13 protein-coding genes are annotated in these 16,447 nt (G+C 70.5%); 3 read left to right on the top strand and 10 right to left on the bottom strand.

What is annotated here, in order from left to right; translation table 11 throughout:
• The first annotated feature begins 131 nt into the window (after positions 1 to 131).
• Both ACIOD2_RS12435 and ACIOD2_RS12430 read left to right on the top strand, forming a co-directional pair.
• Positions 132 to 827 carry a response regulator transcription factor gene (locus tag ACIOD2_RS12435; protein ID WP_400537034.1) on the top strand — a complete coding sequence of 232 codons (696 nt, stop codon included), beginning with the start codon at positions 132 to 134 and terminating at the stop codon, positions 825 to 827.
• Between the two features lie 34 nt (positions 828 to 861).
• A complete protein-coding gene (locus ACIOD2_RS12430; protein ID WP_400537031.1) occupies positions 862 to 2,601 on the top strand; it encodes a sensor histidine kinase in 1,740 nt (579 codons plus the stop codon).
• A 93-nt stretch (positions 2,602 to 2,694) separates the two neighbouring features.
• On the opposite strand, the gene ACIOD2_RS12425 is transcribed toward ACIOD2_RS12430, so the two are convergent.
• The 10 genes from ACIOD2_RS12425 to ACIOD2_RS12380 form a co-directional block, all read right to left on the bottom strand.
• Entirely contained in the window at positions 2,695 to 4,602 is a 1,908-nt protein-coding gene (locus ACIOD2_RS12425) for a hypothetical protein (RefSeq protein WP_400537028.1), read from the bottom strand.
• Positions 4,603 to 4,611: 9 nt separating this feature from the next.
• Positions 4,612 to 5,439 carry a carbohydrate ABC transporter permease gene (locus ACIOD2_RS12420; RefSeq protein ID WP_400537025.1) on the bottom strand — a complete coding sequence of 276 codons (828 nt, stop codon included), beginning with the start codon at positions 5,437 to 5,439 and terminating at the stop codon, positions 4,612 to 4,614.
• Entirely contained in the window at positions 5,429 to 6,313 is an 885-nt protein-coding gene (locus ACIOD2_RS12415) for a carbohydrate ABC transporter permease (RefSeq protein ID WP_400537023.1), read from the bottom strand. The genes ACIOD2_RS12420 and ACIOD2_RS12415 overlap by 11 nt, the downstream gene beginning before the upstream one ends.
• Positions 6,310 to 7,617, bottom strand: coding sequence for an ABC transporter substrate-binding protein (locus ACIOD2_RS12410; protein WP_400537020.1), 1,308 nt, complete (start codon positions 7,615 to 7,617; stop codon positions 6,310 to 6,312). Before ACIOD2_RS12410 ends, ACIOD2_RS12415 begins: the two co-directional genes overlap by 4 nt.
• Before the next feature lie 76 nt (positions 7,618 to 7,693).
• On the bottom strand, positions 7,694 to 8,749 hold the full coding sequence (locus ACIOD2_RS12405; RefSeq protein WP_400537017.1) for a LacI family DNA-binding transcriptional regulator: 1,056 nt from the start codon (positions 8,747 to 8,749) through the stop codon (positions 7,694 to 7,696).
• Positions 8,750 to 8,796: 47 nt separating this feature from the next.
• Entirely contained in the window at positions 8,797 to 10,419 is a 1,623-nt protein-coding gene (locus ACIOD2_RS12400) for an FAD-dependent oxidoreductase (RefSeq protein ID WP_400537014.1), read from the bottom strand.
• A 254-nt stretch (positions 10,420 to 10,673) separates the two neighbouring features.
• Positions 10,674 to 11,825 (bottom strand): 4-hydroxybenzoate 3-monooxygenase, encoded by a 1,152-nt coding sequence (locus tag ACIOD2_RS12395; RefSeq protein WP_400537012.1) that lies wholly within the window; start codon positions 11,823 to 11,825, stop codon positions 10,674 to 10,676.
• 72 nt (positions 11,826 to 11,897) lie between these two features.
• Positions 11,898 to 12,641 (bottom strand): IclR family transcriptional regulator, encoded by a 744-nt coding sequence (locus ACIOD2_RS12390; RefSeq protein ID WP_400538012.1) that lies wholly within the window; start codon positions 12,639 to 12,641, stop codon positions 11,898 to 11,900.
• Positions 12,642 to 12,687: 46 nt separating this feature from the next.
• Positions 12,688 to 14,463 carry a chitinase gene (locus tag ACIOD2_RS12385; RefSeq protein ID WP_400537010.1) on the bottom strand — a complete coding sequence of 592 codons (1,776 nt, stop codon included), beginning with the start codon at positions 14,461 to 14,463 and terminating at the stop codon, positions 12,688 to 12,690.
• A 714-nt stretch (positions 14,464 to 15,177) separates the two neighbouring features.
• Positions 15,178 to 15,735, bottom strand: coding sequence for an AAA family ATPase (locus ACIOD2_RS12380; protein WP_400537007.1), 558 nt, complete (start codon positions 15,733 to 15,735; stop codon positions 15,178 to 15,180).
• Between the two features lie 285 nt (positions 15,736 to 16,020).
• On the opposite strand from ACIOD2_RS12380, the gene ACIOD2_RS12375 reads away from it, so the two are divergent.
• Positions 16,021 to 16,443 (top strand): hypothetical protein, encoded by a 423-nt coding sequence (locus ACIOD2_RS12375; protein WP_400537005.1) that lies wholly within the window; start codon positions 16,021 to 16,023, stop codon positions 16,441 to 16,443.
• The last annotated feature ends 4 nt before the right edge of the window (positions 16,444 to 16,447 follow it).

Raw genomic sequence — 16,447 nt, 5'->3', positions numbered from 1 at the left:
GAACATCCGACCTTTGCCTGCGAGCAGGCCCCGGGTCAACACTTTGACAAAGACTTGACCCGTTCCCCCGAGGTATGAAGATCCGGTCAGGATCGGGTGGTTGCCGTGTCAGGACGCCTACTGTCTACGCCGTGTGCGCACGTGTACTGGTCGCCGAGGACGACGAGAAGCAGGCCGAGGTCCTCCGGCTCTACCTCGAGAGCGAAGGCCACACGGTGGTGCTGGCCCCCGACGGCCGGGCCGCCCTCGACGAGGCCCGCCGCGACCGCCCCGACCTGCTGGTCCTCGACGTCATGATGCCGAAGGTCGATGGCCTGGACGTCTGCCGGATCCTGCGCGGCGAGTCCGACGTCGCGGTGCTGATGCTCACCGCCCGGGCCACCGAGGACGACCTGCTGCTCGGCCTGGACCTGGGCGCCGACGACTACCTGACCAAGCCTTACAGCCCGCGCGAGCTGATGGCCCGCGTGAGAACGCTCCTGCGCCGGACCGCCGCCCGGCGCGAACCGGCCGACACGGCGTTGCGCGCGGGCGGGCTGCGGCTCGACCCGCTGCGGCACGAGGTGTCGGTCGACGGCCGCCCGGTGGAGACGACGCCCGGCGAGTTCCTGCTGTTGGAGACGCTGATCAAGCAGCCCGGCCGGGTGTTCACCCGGCGGCAGCTGCTGGAGCTGACCCGCGGCGACGACCGATTCGTCAGCACCCGGATCATCGACGTCCACGTGCTCAACCTGCGCAAGAAGCTCGAGCCGGACCCGGCGAAGCCGCAGTACCTGCTGACCGTCTTCGGCGTCGGCTACAAGCTCGTCGCCGAGAACAGTGCGTAGCCGGTTCCCGCGACGCCGGAGCCTGGTCCTGCGGTTGTCCGCCGTCTCCCTGCTCATCGCGCTCGGCTCGATCGCCGCGACGGCGTGGCTCGCGGTGCAGACCACGACCCGGGCGATCCAGCAGGAGCAGGGCCAGGCCCTGTCGGACGACGCGACGATCTACACCGAGCTGCTCGGCTTCGCCGCGGTGAACCACACCTGGGACCAGGCCGGGCCGAAGCTGCGGGCGCTGGCCGGCGAGACCGGGCGCCGGATCGTCGTGACCACGGTCGACCGGCGGGTGCTCGCCGACTCCGGTGGCTCGCCGGTGACGCTGCCGGTGAAGGCGAGCGCGTCGGTGGACCCGCTGCACGTCGACCCGGTGCTGCTGCCCGGTGCCGGGACCAGCGGCATCGACCCGCGCGCGGTCGGGCCGTTCCGGCTGACCCCCCGCGAACACGACGACGTCGCCGCCCTGGCCAAGAAGGCGGTCCTGTGCCTCGACGACATGGGCCTGCGCAGCGACGTGCAGGACTCGCCGAGCGGCCGGCCCCAGATCAGCGCGCCCGACCCCGTCACCGCCCGCTACTTCGCGGCCAAGTGCGGGTTCTACGAGCTCGCGGACCCGACGCCGACCGAGCAGGCCGCGCTCACCAGCCTCAACGACGCCGTGAACACCTGTCTCCAGCGCCAAGGTGCGGAGCAGGTGAAGCTCACCCTCGACTTCGAGGCGCTCGGCGCTCCCGACCAGGGCCCGTACCGCACCTGCGTCGACACGGCCCGGCGCGAGCAGCTCGCGCCGTACGTCGCGCCGGCCGCGCTGCTGTTCACGCTCGGGCCCGGCGACTCGCCGGTGCCGACGTTCACGCTCTCGCGGGAGAACCTGACGCGGATCCTGGCGGTGACCGGCGGGGTGCTGGCGCTGGCCGTGGCGATCACCGTGCTGGTCTCGACCCGGCTGTCCCGCCCGCTGCGGGCGCTGACCGAGGCGGCCGAGCAGGACCGGCCGGCGCCGGTGAAGTCCCGTGACGAGGTCGGGTACCTCGCCACCGCGTTCAACGACCTCACCGCGCGCCGCGAGCGCATCGAGGAGCAGCGCAAGGCGATGGTCAGCGACATCGCGCACGAGCTGCGCAACCCGCTCAACGTCATCCGCGGCCGGCTGGAGGCCGCCGAGGACGGGCACCTGCCGTTCGACCGGGCCCTGTCCGCGTCCCTGCTCGAGGAAACCGTGCTGCTGCAGCACATCGTCGAGGACCTGCAGGACCTGGCCGCGGCCGACGCCGGGCACCTGCGCCTCTACCCGGAGCCGGTGGACGCGGCCGAGCTGGCCGGCCAGGTCGCGGCCGCGCACGCCGAGCGGGCCGCCGCGGCCGGCGTCACGCTCGGCGTCGAGGCCGCCGGGGAAGCCCGGCTGACGGCCGACCCGGTCCGCCTGCGCCAGGTGATGGGCAACCTGGTGGGCAACGCGATCCGGCACACCCCGGCCGGCGGCCGCGTGAGGATCCACGTCTCGTCCACTGTGGACGAGGTGGTGCTCGCGGTCGCGGACACCGGCACCGGGATCGCGGCCGAGCACCTGCCGCACGTGTTCGACCGGTTCTGGCGGGCCGAGAAGTCCCGCAGCCGCCAGACCGGCGGCAGCGGGCTCGGCCTCGCCATCGTGCGCCACCTCGTGCAGGCCCACGGCGGTTCGATCGACGTCGAGTCCGAAGTGGACTCCGGATCGACGTTCACCGTCCGGCTACCGAAGACGGACCTCCGTGGTGAGACTGCCGGGGTGCGGGACATGTAGGACGTGCAACCGGCGGGCGCCGTCGCGCAGAACCACGGCGGCACGATTGGCGTCCAGTCCGAAGTGGACTCCGGGTCCACGTTCACGGTCCGGTTACCGAAGGCGGATCTCCGTGGAGAGGGCGCCGGGGTGCGGGACACGTAGCACGTGCAGCCGACGGGCGCCGTCGCGCAGGAAGGTGACGTCGGTGGCGGCGACGGTCGCAGCCAGCTGAGTGCCCCAGCCGATCGTGATCGTCGTTCCCCCGCGGCGGATCGTCAGGCCGGACGCCGTCGCGGCTGCGTTCGTGCCGTGGGCGACCGGGGTGCCGTCGGTGAAGGTGACGTGGTCACCCGGGTGCAGAACCAGCGGGATCTGCTCGGTGAGCGGGGTCGTGCCCTGGACCGCGCGGCTCACCGTGTCCCGCGTGATGGTGAGGTCCGTCCGGATGCGACTGTCCAGGTGGTACCGGACGACGACCGGCGCCGAGCCGGGCTGGACGCGGTGGCCGTCCCACGCCCGGTCGCCGACGAAGAACTCCGCGTCGAGCAGGCCGCGGGCGTCCGGGCTCCCGTTCGGCAGCACGCTCGCCCAGCACTGGGTGTCCTCCTGCTGCGAGTGCACGACCATGCCCGCGCGCGGGTGCCACAGCAGGCCCTGCGCGCCGCGGACGTAGGTCGAGGGCCGGGTCCCCCAGAACCCGGCGAGGTACAGCTGCGGACGCCGGACGTAGCAGTAGATCTGGTTCAGCCCGTCGTCCCGGCGCTGCACGGCGAAGTCGTCGGAGCGCAGGTACGGCAGCTGCCGGATGGCGGCCTGCTTCGCGCCGCGTGACGGGAACGCCTCGCCGTAGGAGACGTGGGCGAGGATGCGCGGTGAGGTGTCCTGTTTGGCCGGTCCGATCGCCGGGCCCGGCGTAGCGGCCCACCGGCGCCGGGTCTCGGCCCGGTCCTCGCGGGTGGTGAAGAACGCGCCCAGCGACGGCACTTCCGGGACGAACAGCGAGGCCAGATTGGTCCGGTCGGGATCGGGGATGACGTCGTCGTAGTAGGACACGTGGGTGCGGCTGGACGTCGCGACGTAGGTGAGCGAGCCGGAGCCGTCCGGTTCGCGGACGACGTTGTAGCCGAACCAGTCCGCGAACTTCCGGGCCATCTCGACTACGGTCCGGTTCCGCGTCAGCGCGTAGATCTCGGCGAGCTCCGGGAGCATCACCTCGAAGTTGTAGTTGACGTCCATCCCGGTCGGCTCGTAGAAGAACCCGGCTGGGCTCTGCCCGTTCGCGGCCAGGAACTCGATGCGGTCGGCCAGCTTCCGGCTCAGCCCGGCGTCCGGCGTCAGCTTCAACGCCAGCTGCGCCGACGAGAGACCGGACGTGTTCTGGTTGGCGTATTCGATCGGGTGCGCCCAGATCGGGTTGGCCGGGTCGAGGAACCAGGTCATCCCCTGCCGCAGCGACGCCTCCAGCTCGGCGCGCCGGGCGGGCAGCGCGCGGGCCTGCCGCAGGTTGGCGAGGGTCTTCGCGAGGTAACCCAGGCCGAACCCGGTGGCGGCCTTGGACTTCTCGTCGATCGAGTACTCCGGCCAGGAACCGTCGGCGTGCTGCAGGTCGAGGTAGTGCACCAGCACGGCTTCCAGGCGGTTCCGCAGTGCACCGTCCAAATAGTACGGATTCCACGGCCGCCGGTTCGCGTAGAACCAGCTCAGGGTGTAGACGTGCTCCTGGACGCGCGCGTTGTAGGGCTCACTCGGCGTCCGCCACCAGCCGCCGCCCATGAAGCCCAGCGTGGCCGGATCGGTGCTGACATCGTTGACAAGGCCCGGCAAAATCGCCAGGTAGGGCGCGAACCGCTGCTCCGCGGGCGTGAAGAGCCGCCGCACCGGGGCACCGGGCGGGAGCGGGGCGAGCGGCGGGTACGGCCCGGCCGGCGGCGGTACCGCGGCCGACGCCACCTGTGCACCCGCGAGTCCGAGTACCGCGGCGGATGCGGCTCCGCCGAGGAAGGTTCTGCGATCGATCACGACTGCCTCCTAGCCCTTGAGGCCGCTTTGGGCGAGCCCTTCGACGAACTGGCGTTGCGCGATGATGAAGACGATCAGCACCGGCACGACCGTGGTGGTCGCGGCGGCGAGCTGGACGTTCCAGAGGTGACCGCCGTAGACGTCGACGTACTGCGTCAGCGCCACCGGCAGCGTGAACATGTCCTTGTCGGTCAGGTAGACCAGCGGTTCGAGGAAGAAGTTCCACGTGTTGAGGAAGGTGAAGATCGCGACCGCGGCCAGCGCGGGCTTGGCGATCGGCAAGGCGACGCGCCGGTAGAGCCCGAAGCGCGACAGGCCGTCGAGCCGGCCCGCCTCCTCCAGCTCACCCGGGATCGTGATGAAGAACTGCCGCATCACGAACGTCGCGAGCACGCTCGGCGCACCGAAGATCGGCACGACGATCAGCGGCCAGTGCGTGTTCGTCAGGCCGAGGTCGTCGACCACCCGGAACAGCGGGATGATCGTGACCTCGCTCGGCACCATCAGCCCGATCAGGATCAGCCCGAAGAACTTCTCGCCGCGGAACCGGATGCGGGCGAACGCGTACCCGGCCAGCGACGAGAAGAACATCGTGCCCAGGGTGACCAGCACCGCGATGTAGAGGCTGTTGAAGTACTGCTGCGCCAACGGGAAGTCGGTGAACGCGGTCTTGTAGTTCTCCCACTGCGGCTGGCTCGGGAAGAGCTTCGGCGGGTAGGCGAGCACTTCGTTGGCCGGCAGCAGCGACGCCGTGATCATCCACCAGGTGGGGAACACGAACGGCACCGCCAGCACGACCATCACGACGTAGCAGGCGATCTTGGCCCTACGACTCATGGAAGACCCACCGCCTCCGCATCCGCCACTGCAGCAGCGTCAGCACCAGGATCACCAGGAACAGCACCACGGCGAGCGCCGCGCCGTAACCGAGGTCGTGGTTGGCGAAGGCCTGCTGGTAGAAGTAGAAGACCAGGACGTTGGTGCTGTCCGCGGGGCCGCCGAGGGTCAGCACCTGGATCTGCGCGAACACCTGCAGCGCGCCGGCGACCGTGATGATCGCGGTGAGCAGCGTGGTCGGGCTGATCATCGGCAGGATCACCGACCGGAACCGGCGCCACGGCCCGGCACCGTCCAATTGCGACGCTTCCATGATGGACGACGGGATGCCTTGCAGGGCCGCAAGGAAAAGCACCATGTTGAGCCCGACGTTCTTCAGCACCTGCACCACGATCACCGAAAGCATCGCGGTTCCGTTGCCGCGCAGCCAGTTCGGCCCGTCGATCCCGACGGTCTGCAGCAGCGAGTTGATCCCGCCGTTGTCCTGCAGCAGGAAGTTCCACACGATCGTCCACGCGACGAGGGTGATGACCACCGGCGAGAAGAACACCGTCCGGAACACCGTGGTGCCGCGCAGCTTCAGGTTGAGCAGCAACGCGAGCGAAAGCGCCAGCACGAGGTTCAGCACGACCAGGCCGACGCAGAAGATCGCCGTCGCGCGGGCGACCTTCGGCGCGACCGGGTCGTCGAGCAGCTGCGCGTAGTTGCCCGCACCGGCGAACGACGACGTCCCGGCCAGCAGGTTGACGTCCTGGAAGCTGTACCAGACCACCGCGGCCAGCGGCGCCACCACGAAGGCGAGGAAGCCGAGGGCCTGCGGGGCGATGAAGATCCACCCCGCGAGCTCCTCGCGCTTCTTCGAACTGAGGGTCACTGGCTCAGCACCGGGTCGATGGCTTGGCACACCCCGGCCAGCGCGGCGGGCACGTTCGCGTCCGGCTTCCACATCGGGTCCAAAGCGGACTGGACGAGGGACGCGATCCGCGCGCTGCCGGTGTGCGAGGGCAGCACGGAACCGGTCTTGATCCCGTTCACCACGACGTTCTGCAGCTGTTCCTGGCTGAACAACGGGTTCGCCTTGGCCAGGGTCGCCGCGTTGATCAGGCTGTCGCGCGCCGGCGGGAAGTACTGGCCGAGCTTCGCGGAGTTGGCCGGGTTGGTGAAGAACGCCAGGAAGTCGGCCGCGGCCTTGGCGTGCTTGCCCTTGACCGGCACGCCGATCCCGGCCTGGCCGATGACCTGCGCGTTCGCCTTCGGCCCGGCGGGCAGCGGGACGATGCCCCAGTCGAACGGCTTGGCCTTCAGCAGTCCGGCGCGGCTGATCTGGGCGATGGTCAGGCCCGACTCGCCGGCGAAGAAGTCCGCCGTCGTGCCCGGGCCGGGCAGCGCCTTGTCGGTGAAGATCGCCTGGTGCAGGAAGGTCATCGCGGACGTCATCTCCGGCGTCGCGAAGCCGCACGTCTTGCCGTCCGGGCCCCAGGCGTCGGCGCCGAAGCCGCGCCACACCGAGGCGAGCAGCACCCACTGCTTGTACTCGAACTCGCGGACCACCAGCCCGGCCTTGCCGGTGTCGCGCGCGGCGACCTGGGTGGCGATCTGCTTGGCGGCGTCCCAGGTCCACCGTCCACTCGCGAGCAGCTGGTCCGGGGTCTCGGTGATTCCCGCCTGGGTCAGCAGGTTCTTGTTGTAGAACATGCCGAACGGCGACGTCGAGAACGGGTAGGCGAACAGGCTGTCGTCCTTGGTCCACAGTTTGGTGGCGGACGGGACCAGCTCGCCGACGTTGTAACCCGCGGTCGCGGACAGCGTCGGCTTGAGGTCGGTGAGCGCGCCGGATTGGACGAAGTCCGGGGCGTCGCGCTCGAGGATCCAGGCGAGGTCGGGCGGGTTGCCACCGGACATCTGGGTGGTCAGCGCGGCCGAGTACGCGCTGGTGTCGCCGGGGACGACGTCGAACTTCACCGACGCGACCTCGGGGTGGGACTTGCGGTACTCGGCGGCGATGGAATCGAAGAGGGCGAGCTGGTTCTTGTCCGTCGTCCAGACCGTCATGCGCAGGGCGATGTTCGTGTCGTCGCCGGCGCCGCCCGAGCAGGCGGTCGAGGCCAGGGCGACGGCGGACAACGCCGCGGCGATCAGCAGCCGGGCTCGGCGGTAGGCCACTCGTTGGTAGGCCACAGTGCCTCCTGGTTATTCGAATTAGCAGCGACGGTAAACGTCTCGTTCAGTAGCTGTCAACAGCCAGTGCGCCTGGTTATCGAGTGTGCACTGTGGAGGGTGGCGCCGCAGTGGCACCCTCGTGGAACGTGCACGGCAGCAGCAGCTGCCGGGGTTTCGGGTCCGCCAGCAGCTCGACCAGGACGCGCACCGCGTGCACGCCCATTTCGTGGCGCGGGATGCGGAACATCGACCAGTCGGTGGGCGTGCTCGGCACCGCGTGCGCCGACGGCTGCTGCGTCGGGTCGGCGTCACCCAGCACCACGAGCGAAAGGTCGTCGGGCACGCGCACGCCGAGGTCGTCCGCGTACGCCAGGATGCCGTCGGCCATCGCCGAGCTCTCGACGAGCAGCGCGGTGACCCCCTCGTCGAGCGCCTGCCGCAGCGCGAGCGCCGGGTCGTCGGCGAGGAATACCAGCGGCGGACGGCGGTGCTTGCGCGCCGCGGCCTCGTAGCCGGAGCGCCGGTCGAGGGTCGGCTCGTTCTCCTCGGTGACGCTCAGCAGGCCGACCTTGCGGTGCCCGAGCCCCCACAACCACTCGTGGACCTCACGGGTGGCCGCGACGTAGTCGGCGCCGACGTAGCTGATCGGCCCGGTCGGCGACTCGCGGCGGCCGACGAACACGAACGGGAACTGCTCCTCGACGAGCTGCGCGAGCTCCTGCGGGTCGTTGTGCCGGCCGAGCAGGATCGAGCCGTCGGCGATGCGCAGCCGGTTCGTGCCCTGGTCGTAGATGCGGCGGCGCCCGTCGCGGCGGCCACCGCTGGTGAACAGCAGCAGGTCGAAGCCCTGGGCCTCGGCCTCCTCCTCGATGCCGAGCAGGAACGGGCGGTAGAAGTCGGCCACGCCGGACGGGAACACCGACTCGTAGGTGAACACACCGAGGATCTGGTTGGACTTGCCGCGCAGGCGGCGGCCCATGATGTCCACGGTGTACCCGGTTTCGCGGAGCACCTGCTGCACGCGTTCGCGGGTCTCGGGGGTGACGCGCAGGCTGTCGGAGCCGTTCAGGACCATCGAGACGACGGCCTGCGAGACGCCGGCCAGGCGTGCCACCTGGGCCTGCGTGACCCGGCCCGAACCCGCCGTCATCGATGACTCCCTCCAGCGCGACTCCCGCGGACCTTACAGGTGGCATTTCAGTACCCCCGCACTTCCGGCCACCGGCGCTCCACGCCGGCGGCGTCGAGCTCGCGCGCGAACTCCTCGAAGAGCCGGCCGTCGGCCTGCACGGCCCGCGGTTCGACGCTCTCGCGCACGGCGAACGCGGCGAGCGTCCCGGCGACCTCACCGATGTTCCACTCGACCGGGTGGAGCCGGAAGCAGCCGTTGGTGATGTGCGTGGTGCCGATGTTCTTGCCCGCGGGCAGCAGGTTGTTCACCCGGACGGGCAGCAGCGCGCCGAGCGGGATCTCGTACGGCACGCTCGCGACGTCGACGTAGTTGTCACCGCCGGTCGACGGGTGCAGATCGATCCGGTAGCTCCCGACCCCGACGGCGTCCGTGCGCCGCACCCGGCCGTCGACGCCGAGGATCTCGGCCGAGACGTCGTGCTCGGTGACAGTGGTGACCGCCTTGATGCGCCGCGCTTCCCGGACGTACGCCGACTTCGCGAGGCCGTCCCGGGTGCCGGTGACGTCGGGCCGCAGCCTGAGGCCGGGGAAGCCGGTGCCGCCGTCCGCGCGGGGCGCCTCGGTCTGCAGCCAGTACAGGACGGACAGGCTCAGCTGCTTGGCTTCGTGGTGCGCTTCTGCGACGACGGCTTCGTCCGCGTGCCCGGGGATGGTGAGCGCGGGCTTGAGCCAGTAGTCGTTGAGCGGCCAGTTGACCAGGGTGATGTCGGAGTCGAAGGCGCCGTCGGCGTGCAGGCCGCGGGCGAGGATGCGGCGGAACGCCCAGAGTTCCTTGTCCCCCGCGTCGGCGCTCTGGTCGGCGCTGACGGACAGGGGGTCGCCGGCCGGGTTCGGCACGAAGGTGCGCTTGACCGGCTCGAGCGTCCGCGGGTCCGGGGCGACGAAGCCGAGCAGCGGGCCGGGCCAGAAGTCCGGCTGGTAGTCGCGCCAGAAGCCGTACATCTCGGGCCGGTCGATGACGTGGTGCTCGCCCTCGTGGTGCGAAACGGCGAAGCAGTAGGTGATCCCCTGCAGGTTGGCGGGATCCGCTTCCACCGGGGCGTGGGGTTCGTCGTGCTCGCTCTGCGCTTCCGCACCGGTGACGTGCTCGGTGCCGGTGAGCGGCAGCAGGTCGCCGTCCTCGGTGGCGTCGAGGACGTATTGGGCTTTCACCGTGACCCGCTCACCTCGGTGGTCTTCGAGGGTCACGGCGTCGACGCGATCTCCGCTGGTCACGGCATCGACGGGCCGGTGTTCGAGGAGGACGCGAATCCGCCCGGCGCTGACGTGCGGCGCGAGCAGGCTCTCGACGACGGCGAGCGCGACGCGCGGTTCGTGGCAGAGTTTGCTGACCTTCCCGGCCCCGGGGTTCAGCTCGGCCTGCCGCGCGGCCTCGGCCCGCAGCGGGTAGTGACGCCGGTAGTAACCGCGGATGCCTTCCCGCAGCTCACGGTAGGTGCGCGTGGACCCGAACCGCTCGATCCAGGGGTTCTCGTCGGGCGGCACGGCCTGCGCGGTCAGCTGCCCGCCGAGCCAGTCGGTCGCCTCGGTGAGCACCACGCGCCGCCCGGCCTTGGCGGCGGCGAGAGCCGCGGCGACCCCGCCGAGCCCGCCGCCGACCACCAGAATCTCCGTGTCCAGTTCCCTCATGAGCCTTCCCGGTGCCCGAGTAATACGAATTACTCAGGGCATACTGCGCGAGCCGGGTGCCGTGCGTCAAGCCCCGCCGACGACGTGATCGAAGGGCCGGCACACGTGATCCAGAGGTCGACACGCGTGATCAGGAGGTCGACACGGCCGGCCTTGAGGTCGTGCGCCGTGTCGACCCTTCAATCACGCGTGTCGGCTCCCCGATCACGCGTGTCGACCCTTCGATCACGCGAGTTGGCGTTCTGATCACGCGGTCAGAGCGGGAGGCCGGCGTAGTTGTTGGCCAGTTCCGTGGCCGCGGCTTCCGACGTCACCGTGCGCTGGAGCTGGGAGAGCTGGAGCTGCGCGTCGAAGTCGTCGCCGTGGCGGTGCAGCATCGACGTCATCCACCACGAGAAGTGCGTGCAGCGCCAGACCCGCCGCAACGCCGTGTCGGAATAGGCGTCGACGAGGTCGTCGTCACCCCGGAAGGAAGCCGTGAGCGCCGTGGAAAGCAGCGCGACGTCGGCCACCGCGAGGTTCAGGCCCTTGGCGCCCGTCGGCGGGACGATGTGGGCCGCATCCCCGGCCAGGTAAAGGTTTCCGTGCCGCATCGGGGTCGTCACGAAGCTGCGCATCGGCAGCACGCTCTTCTCCGTGATCGGTCCCGTGTGCAGCGTCCAGCCCGGGACGCCGAGCCGCTGCGACAACGCCGTCCAGATCCGGTCGTCGCTCCACCCGTCGATGTCCTCGTCCGGCGCCACCTGGAGGTAGAACCGGCTGACGTGCGGCGAACGCATGCTGTGCATGGCGAAACCGTCCGGGTGCCAGGCGTAGATCAGCTCGTCCGTCGACGGCGCGACGTCGGCCAGCACCCCCAGCCACGCGAACGGGTAGGCCCGCTCCCACACCTGGTGCCGCGGCACGAAAGAGCGGCTCGGCCCGTGGAACCCGTCGCAGCCGACGACGACGTCCGCGTCGATCCGCTGCGCGTGCCCGTCACCGTCCACAAAGGTCACGAACGGCGACTCCGTGACGTCGTGCAGCTCGACGTCGGAAGCGGAGTAGAACGCCGCCCGCCCGGCCTTTTCCCGTGCGGCCATCAGGTCCTTGGTCACCTCGGTCTGGCCGTAGACCGTCACGGACCGGCCGGTCAGGTCGACGAAGTCCAGGTGGTGCCGATTACCCGGCCACTGCAGGTGGATCCCGCGGTGTTCCATGCCTTCCGCGTCGAGACGGTCGCCGAGGCCGGTGTCGCGGAGCAGCTCGACCGTGCCGGCTTCGAGGATGCCCGCGCGGATGCGGGCCTGGACGTACTCCGGGGTCTGCCGTTCGAGCAGCACCGAGTCGATGCCCTCGAGGCCGAGCAGGTGGGACAGCAGCAGCCCGGCCGGGCCGGCGCCGACGATGACGACCTGGGTGCGCACGCGGAACGTCCTTTCGGTGACCGAACCCCGAGGATGACGCCGATACGACGCCCTGCACCAGGGCATTCTCATTCAATGAGAGATTGTCCGCGAGATCCCCCGCGCCGCGGCGAGCAGCGCCGGGATCTGCATCCGCGCGCTCCGGTCGTTGGGCACGATCACCGAGAGCGCCGCGACGACCTCGCCGTCCGAGCCCCGCAACGGCACCGCGATGCCGGTCGTCTCCTCGTCGATGAAGCCCGCGCAGTAGGCGTAGCCGTCGCGGCGGACGTCGGCGAGGAACCGCCGCAGCCGCGCCGGTTCGGTGAGCTTGGTGCGGCGGAAGGCTTCGAGGGGCGAAGCCAGCACCTGTTCCTGCAGCTCGAACGGTGCGTGCGCGAGCAGCACGAGCCCGGACGACGACGCGTGCAGCGGCAGCCGCCCGGCCACGCGCGTCACGTTGACGATCGCGCCGGGCGCCGAAAGCCGCTCGACGAACAGCACCTCGCGGTCTTCCAGCACCGCGAGCTGCGTGTGGTGCCCGACCACGGCGTGCAGGTCCTCCATGAACGGCAACGCGGCTTCCCGCAGCCCGAGCGTCGGCGACGCGCGCGACGCCAGCTCCCACAACCGGACGCCCACCCGCACCCGCCGATCGGGGTCCCGGCGCAGCCAGCCGTGCCCGACCAGCTCGTCGATCAGCCTCGACGCCGTCGCGACGTGCAGGTCCGCGCGCCGCGCGACGTCCGACACGCGCAGGGCCGGGGTGTCCGGCTCGAACGTCTCGAAGATGCGGACGACGCGCGACAGCACGGACTCACCATGGGCCGGTTTCACCACGTCAGGCAGTGTGCCCCACCTGGTGGCGGGGCACACTGCGACGTCACGGCAGGGCGTTCAGGAACGGCTCGTGGCTGTTCTGGAACTCCCAGTTGTAGTACTTGTCCCAGTTGATCGACCACGTCATCAGCCCCCGCAGCGCCGGCGACGCGCCGCCGCGCAGCGTGTACGAGCCGCAGCCGGTGCCCTTGGCCAGGCAGGTCACCGCCGTCTGGACGACGGACGGCGCGAGGTAGCCGTTGCCGGCGCTGACCGCCGCCGGCAGCCCGACCGCGATCTGGTCCGGCCGCAAGCCCGGGAAGAACTGGCCGGTGTTCGCGACGCTGAAGCCGGCCTTGAGCATGTCGCCCATCGCGATCGGGAAGTCCGCGGCGCCCATGTTGTGGTACTGGTTGTCCAGGCCCATCACCGGGCCGGAGTTGTAGTCCTGGACGTGCAGCACGGTCAGCGAGTCGCGCAGCGCGTTGATCACCGGCAGGTACGCGCCGGTCCGCGCGTCACCGCCGCCCGAGCCGCCGTAGAACTGGTAGCCGACCTGCACGAAGAACGTCTCCGGCGCCATCGTCAGCACGAAGGCCGAGCCGTACCTGGCCTTCAGCGTCTTCAGCGCGGAGATCAGGTTGACGATCACCGGCGTGGTCGGGTTGCGGAAGTCGGTGTCGCCGGAGTTGAGCGACAGCGAGTGGCCCTCGAAGTCGACGTCGAGGCCGTTGAGCCCCCACTTGTCGATGATCGCCGAGACGGAGCTGACGAAGGCGTCGCGCGCGGCGGTCGTGGTCAGCTGGACCTGGCCGTTCTGGCCGCCGATGGAAATGAGCACCTTCTTGCCCTGCGCCTGCTTCGCGCGGATCGCGGCGATGAAGTCGGCGTCGCTCTCGACGTTCGGGCACTCGGCGGCCGAGCAGCGGTTGAAGCGGATGTCGCCGGAGGTCACCGACGTCGGCTCGCCGAAGGACAGGTCGATGATGTCCCAGGCCGCGGGGACGTCGGCCATCCGGACGTACCCGGACCCGTTCGCGAAACTCGAGTGCAGGTACCCGATCAGGGAGTGCTTCGGCAGGCCGGTGTCGACGCAGCCGGTGGTGCTACCGGTCGCCGTCGCACTGCGCGGTGATTCGCCGGCGGTGTTGTAAGCGGCGACGGTGTAGCTGTGCGTCGAGCAGGCGGTGAGGCCGGTGAAGGTGGCGCTCGTGCCGGTGACGGTCGTGCGCAGCGTGCTGCCCTCGTAGACGCGGTAGCCGGTGACGGTGCCGGCGCTCGCACCCCAGCTCAGGGCGATGGAGGAGGCCGTGACGGCGCCTACTGCCGGGTTCCCGGGTGCACCGGGCGTGCCGGGGGTGCTGCCACCGGGCCCGTCGAGGACGACGTCGTCGGCGTAGTAGGTGCCGGCGCCGTACCAGCCGTGCAGGTAGAGCTGGGCCGACGTCTGGCTGGCGGTCGTGGTGAAGGACAGCGAAAGCTGGTTGTAGGCGCCCGCGTTGCCCGACCAGGTCGACGCGCCGCCGGTGATGCCCAGGTAGACCGGGTTGCCGCGGACCCACGCGGAAACGGTGTAGGTGGTGTTCGGCAGCACGGACACGGTCTGCGCGCACTGGGCGTAGTCGGAACCGGCCGGGGTGGCGGCGAGCGCGTAACCGCCGGAGTGCACCGGGGTCGTCACGGCCGTGCCGCCGGAGCACGTCCACCCCGAAAGCGAGCCGGCTTCGAAACCGGGATTGGTGAGCAGGTTGGCCGCATCGGCGGTGCTTCCGCCGGCCACCAGGCCGGAGAGCGCCAGCGCGAAGGCGGCGAGTGCAACGGAGAATCTGGAACGCCTCATCGGGTCCTCCAGTGGGGACGCGGTCGCACCGCGGAGAACTGTATTGTCTAGACCAATAGGTAAAATGTCCAGACCAACGAGCAGGGTGCGGATGCGGCGGGCGCACCGGCCGAGTGCGCGGGGCCGGTTCGGTTGATCGCCTGGGCGGCGCGCCACCCGGGGCCGCGCCTTGCAGTTCGCCCGGTTCGCCGCCAGGGCCTGCATCACTCGGAGCGCCCGCCCGGGCGGAATTCCAGACCAGCACGGCCGACACTCCGAGCCTTGCACCGCACCGCCCGCGGCCGCACCCTCCGTCAGCAGCCGCGCGGCCAGCCGTTCCGGCAGGCATCCGCCCGGTCGAGATCCCGCTCCCGGCACTACTCGAGCCGGCACGACAGGGTCCGGCCAGTCGACCACCTCGACCCCGCGCCGCTGGGGCCACACCCACCCGGTCGACCACGCGAACCCCGCGCAACCCGAAGCAGCACCCCAGCACCCGCCCGATCGGCTACCTCAGCTCCGCGCGAAACCTCAACCCCGTTCAGCAGCCGACCAGCAACCGCGCCACCAGCCTCGTGCGGCGCGCCCCAGCCCGGTCGACCACCCGGACACCGCGCCACCTCGCGCGCATGACCTCCTCAGCAGCCGACCAGTAACCGCGCCACCAGCCTCGTGCGGCGGACCCCGCCCCGGTCGACCACCCGGACACCGCGCCACCTCGCGCGCATGACCTCCTCAGCAGCCGACCAGCAACCGCGCCACCAGGCGAGTGCGGCGGGCCCCGGCCCGGTCGATCACCCGGACACTGCGCCACCCTGGCGGGACCTGCTCCGCCAGCAGCTCCTCCCGCCACTTCCCCGTGCGGCGGACGTGCCGCTCGAACGACCGCGGCCGCACCATCCGGCCGCGGCTGCGCTGCCCCTCCAGGGCCTGCTCGGCCGTGGCGTCGAGGAACAGCAGCCGCATCGAACGGCCCGTCAGCCTGCCGACCAGAGCCAGCAGCGCACGGGTCGACGCCCTCGTCGACGGCTCGTGGACCACCAATGGGCCGTCGGCCGAGATGGCCCGCCCGACGATCCGCAGCCGGTGGCCCGCGTGCACCAGCGGCCGGTACCAGCGGTACGGCACGGCCTCCGGCAGGACCGTCGCCAGCCTCGCCCGGACCTGGTCGGAGTCGAGCACCGGGATGCCCTCCGCCGCGTGGCGGAGCATCGTGGTCTTGCCCGCGCCGGGCAGCCCGGCGACGACGAGCAGGTCACGCGGTCCGAGCTCGATGACAGTGGGCTCGCTCATGCTCCGACAACGCCCGGTCGAAGGTAATGGTTCCTTTACTTTCACCTCACGGAACGTGACATCGGGGGTGACCGTCCGCGCTCGGCGGGGCAGCACCACTCCGCGGTGGGGCCGGTTCTCACGTGCCGTGTCCGGCGTCACCCACTCGCCTGAAAACCCATGCGTGACAGGGCATCCGAGACGCCGGAACCGCTTCGGGTGAAGATCGCCCGCGCCTCTTCCCGGCGTCCGGAAAATCCCTATCTTCTGGAAGGGACGCCACGGCCAGAACAGGGGAAAGGCATCATGACCCAGTCGCTGGAACTCCCACTCCAGGAATACTGTCTCGATTGGACACTCACCGGCGACGACGGCGGCCGGGTCGAGGTCACCCTCTCCGGTCAGGTGACCCTCTTGGACAACAACCGGTTCTACAAGATCGACGGGGTCGTCTACGTCGCCCACGGGGACGCCGACATCCGCGCGGTCGGGAATCCGCGGCTGTCCGTGCGCCGCAACGGCGTCGAGAAGTCCGGGCGCCAGTGGGGCTGGGAAATGTGCTCGGCGCGCAAGAGCCTCGGCGCGCTCAACACGATGGAGGGCTACTTCGTCCGCACCGGCTACTGGGCACCCGCCGACCGCTCGATCCAGCTGAGCCTGTGCGCCGAACTCGGCTGGAGCCGGCGCAAGTCCTACAGCCCGCACGTCACCGTGCGGATGGTCGACTGAATCT

This window comes from Amycolatopsis sp. NPDC088138 (assembly GCF_044741685.1).
GTDB lineage: Bacteria > Actinomycetota > Actinomycetes > Mycobacteriales > Pseudonocardiaceae > Amycolatopsis.
The sequence above is the reverse complement of the archived record's forward strand: the minus strand, read 5'-3'. Positions and strand labels throughout refer to the sequence as shown.

Excerpts from the sequence above, each read along its gene's own strand:
- ACIOD2_RS12400 (WP_400537014.1), bottom strand. The coding sequence starts at position 10,419 with ATGAGGGAACTGGACACGGAGATTCTGGTGGTCGGCGGCGGGCTCGGC.
- ACIOD2_RS12420 (WP_400537025.1), bottom strand. The coding sequence starts at position 5,439 with ATGAGTCGTAGGGCCAAGATCGCCTGCTACGTCGTGATGGTCGTGCTG.
- ACIOD2_RS12375 (WP_400537005.1), top strand. The coding sequence starts at position 16,021 with ATGACCCAGTCGCTGGAACTCCCACTCCAGGAATACTGTCTCGATTGG.
- ACIOD2_RS12385 (WP_400537010.1), bottom strand. The coding sequence starts at position 14,463 with ATGAGGCGTTCCAGATTCTCCGTTGCACTCGCCGCCTTCGCGCTGGCG.
- ACIOD2_RS12405 (WP_400537017.1), bottom strand. The coding sequence starts at position 8,749 with ATGACGGCGGGTTCGGGCCGGGTCACGCAGGCCCAGGTGGCACGCCTG.
- ACIOD2_RS12380 (WP_400537007.1), bottom strand. The coding sequence starts at position 15,735 with ATGAGCGAGCCCACTGTCATCGAGCTCGGACCGCGTGACCTGCTCGTC.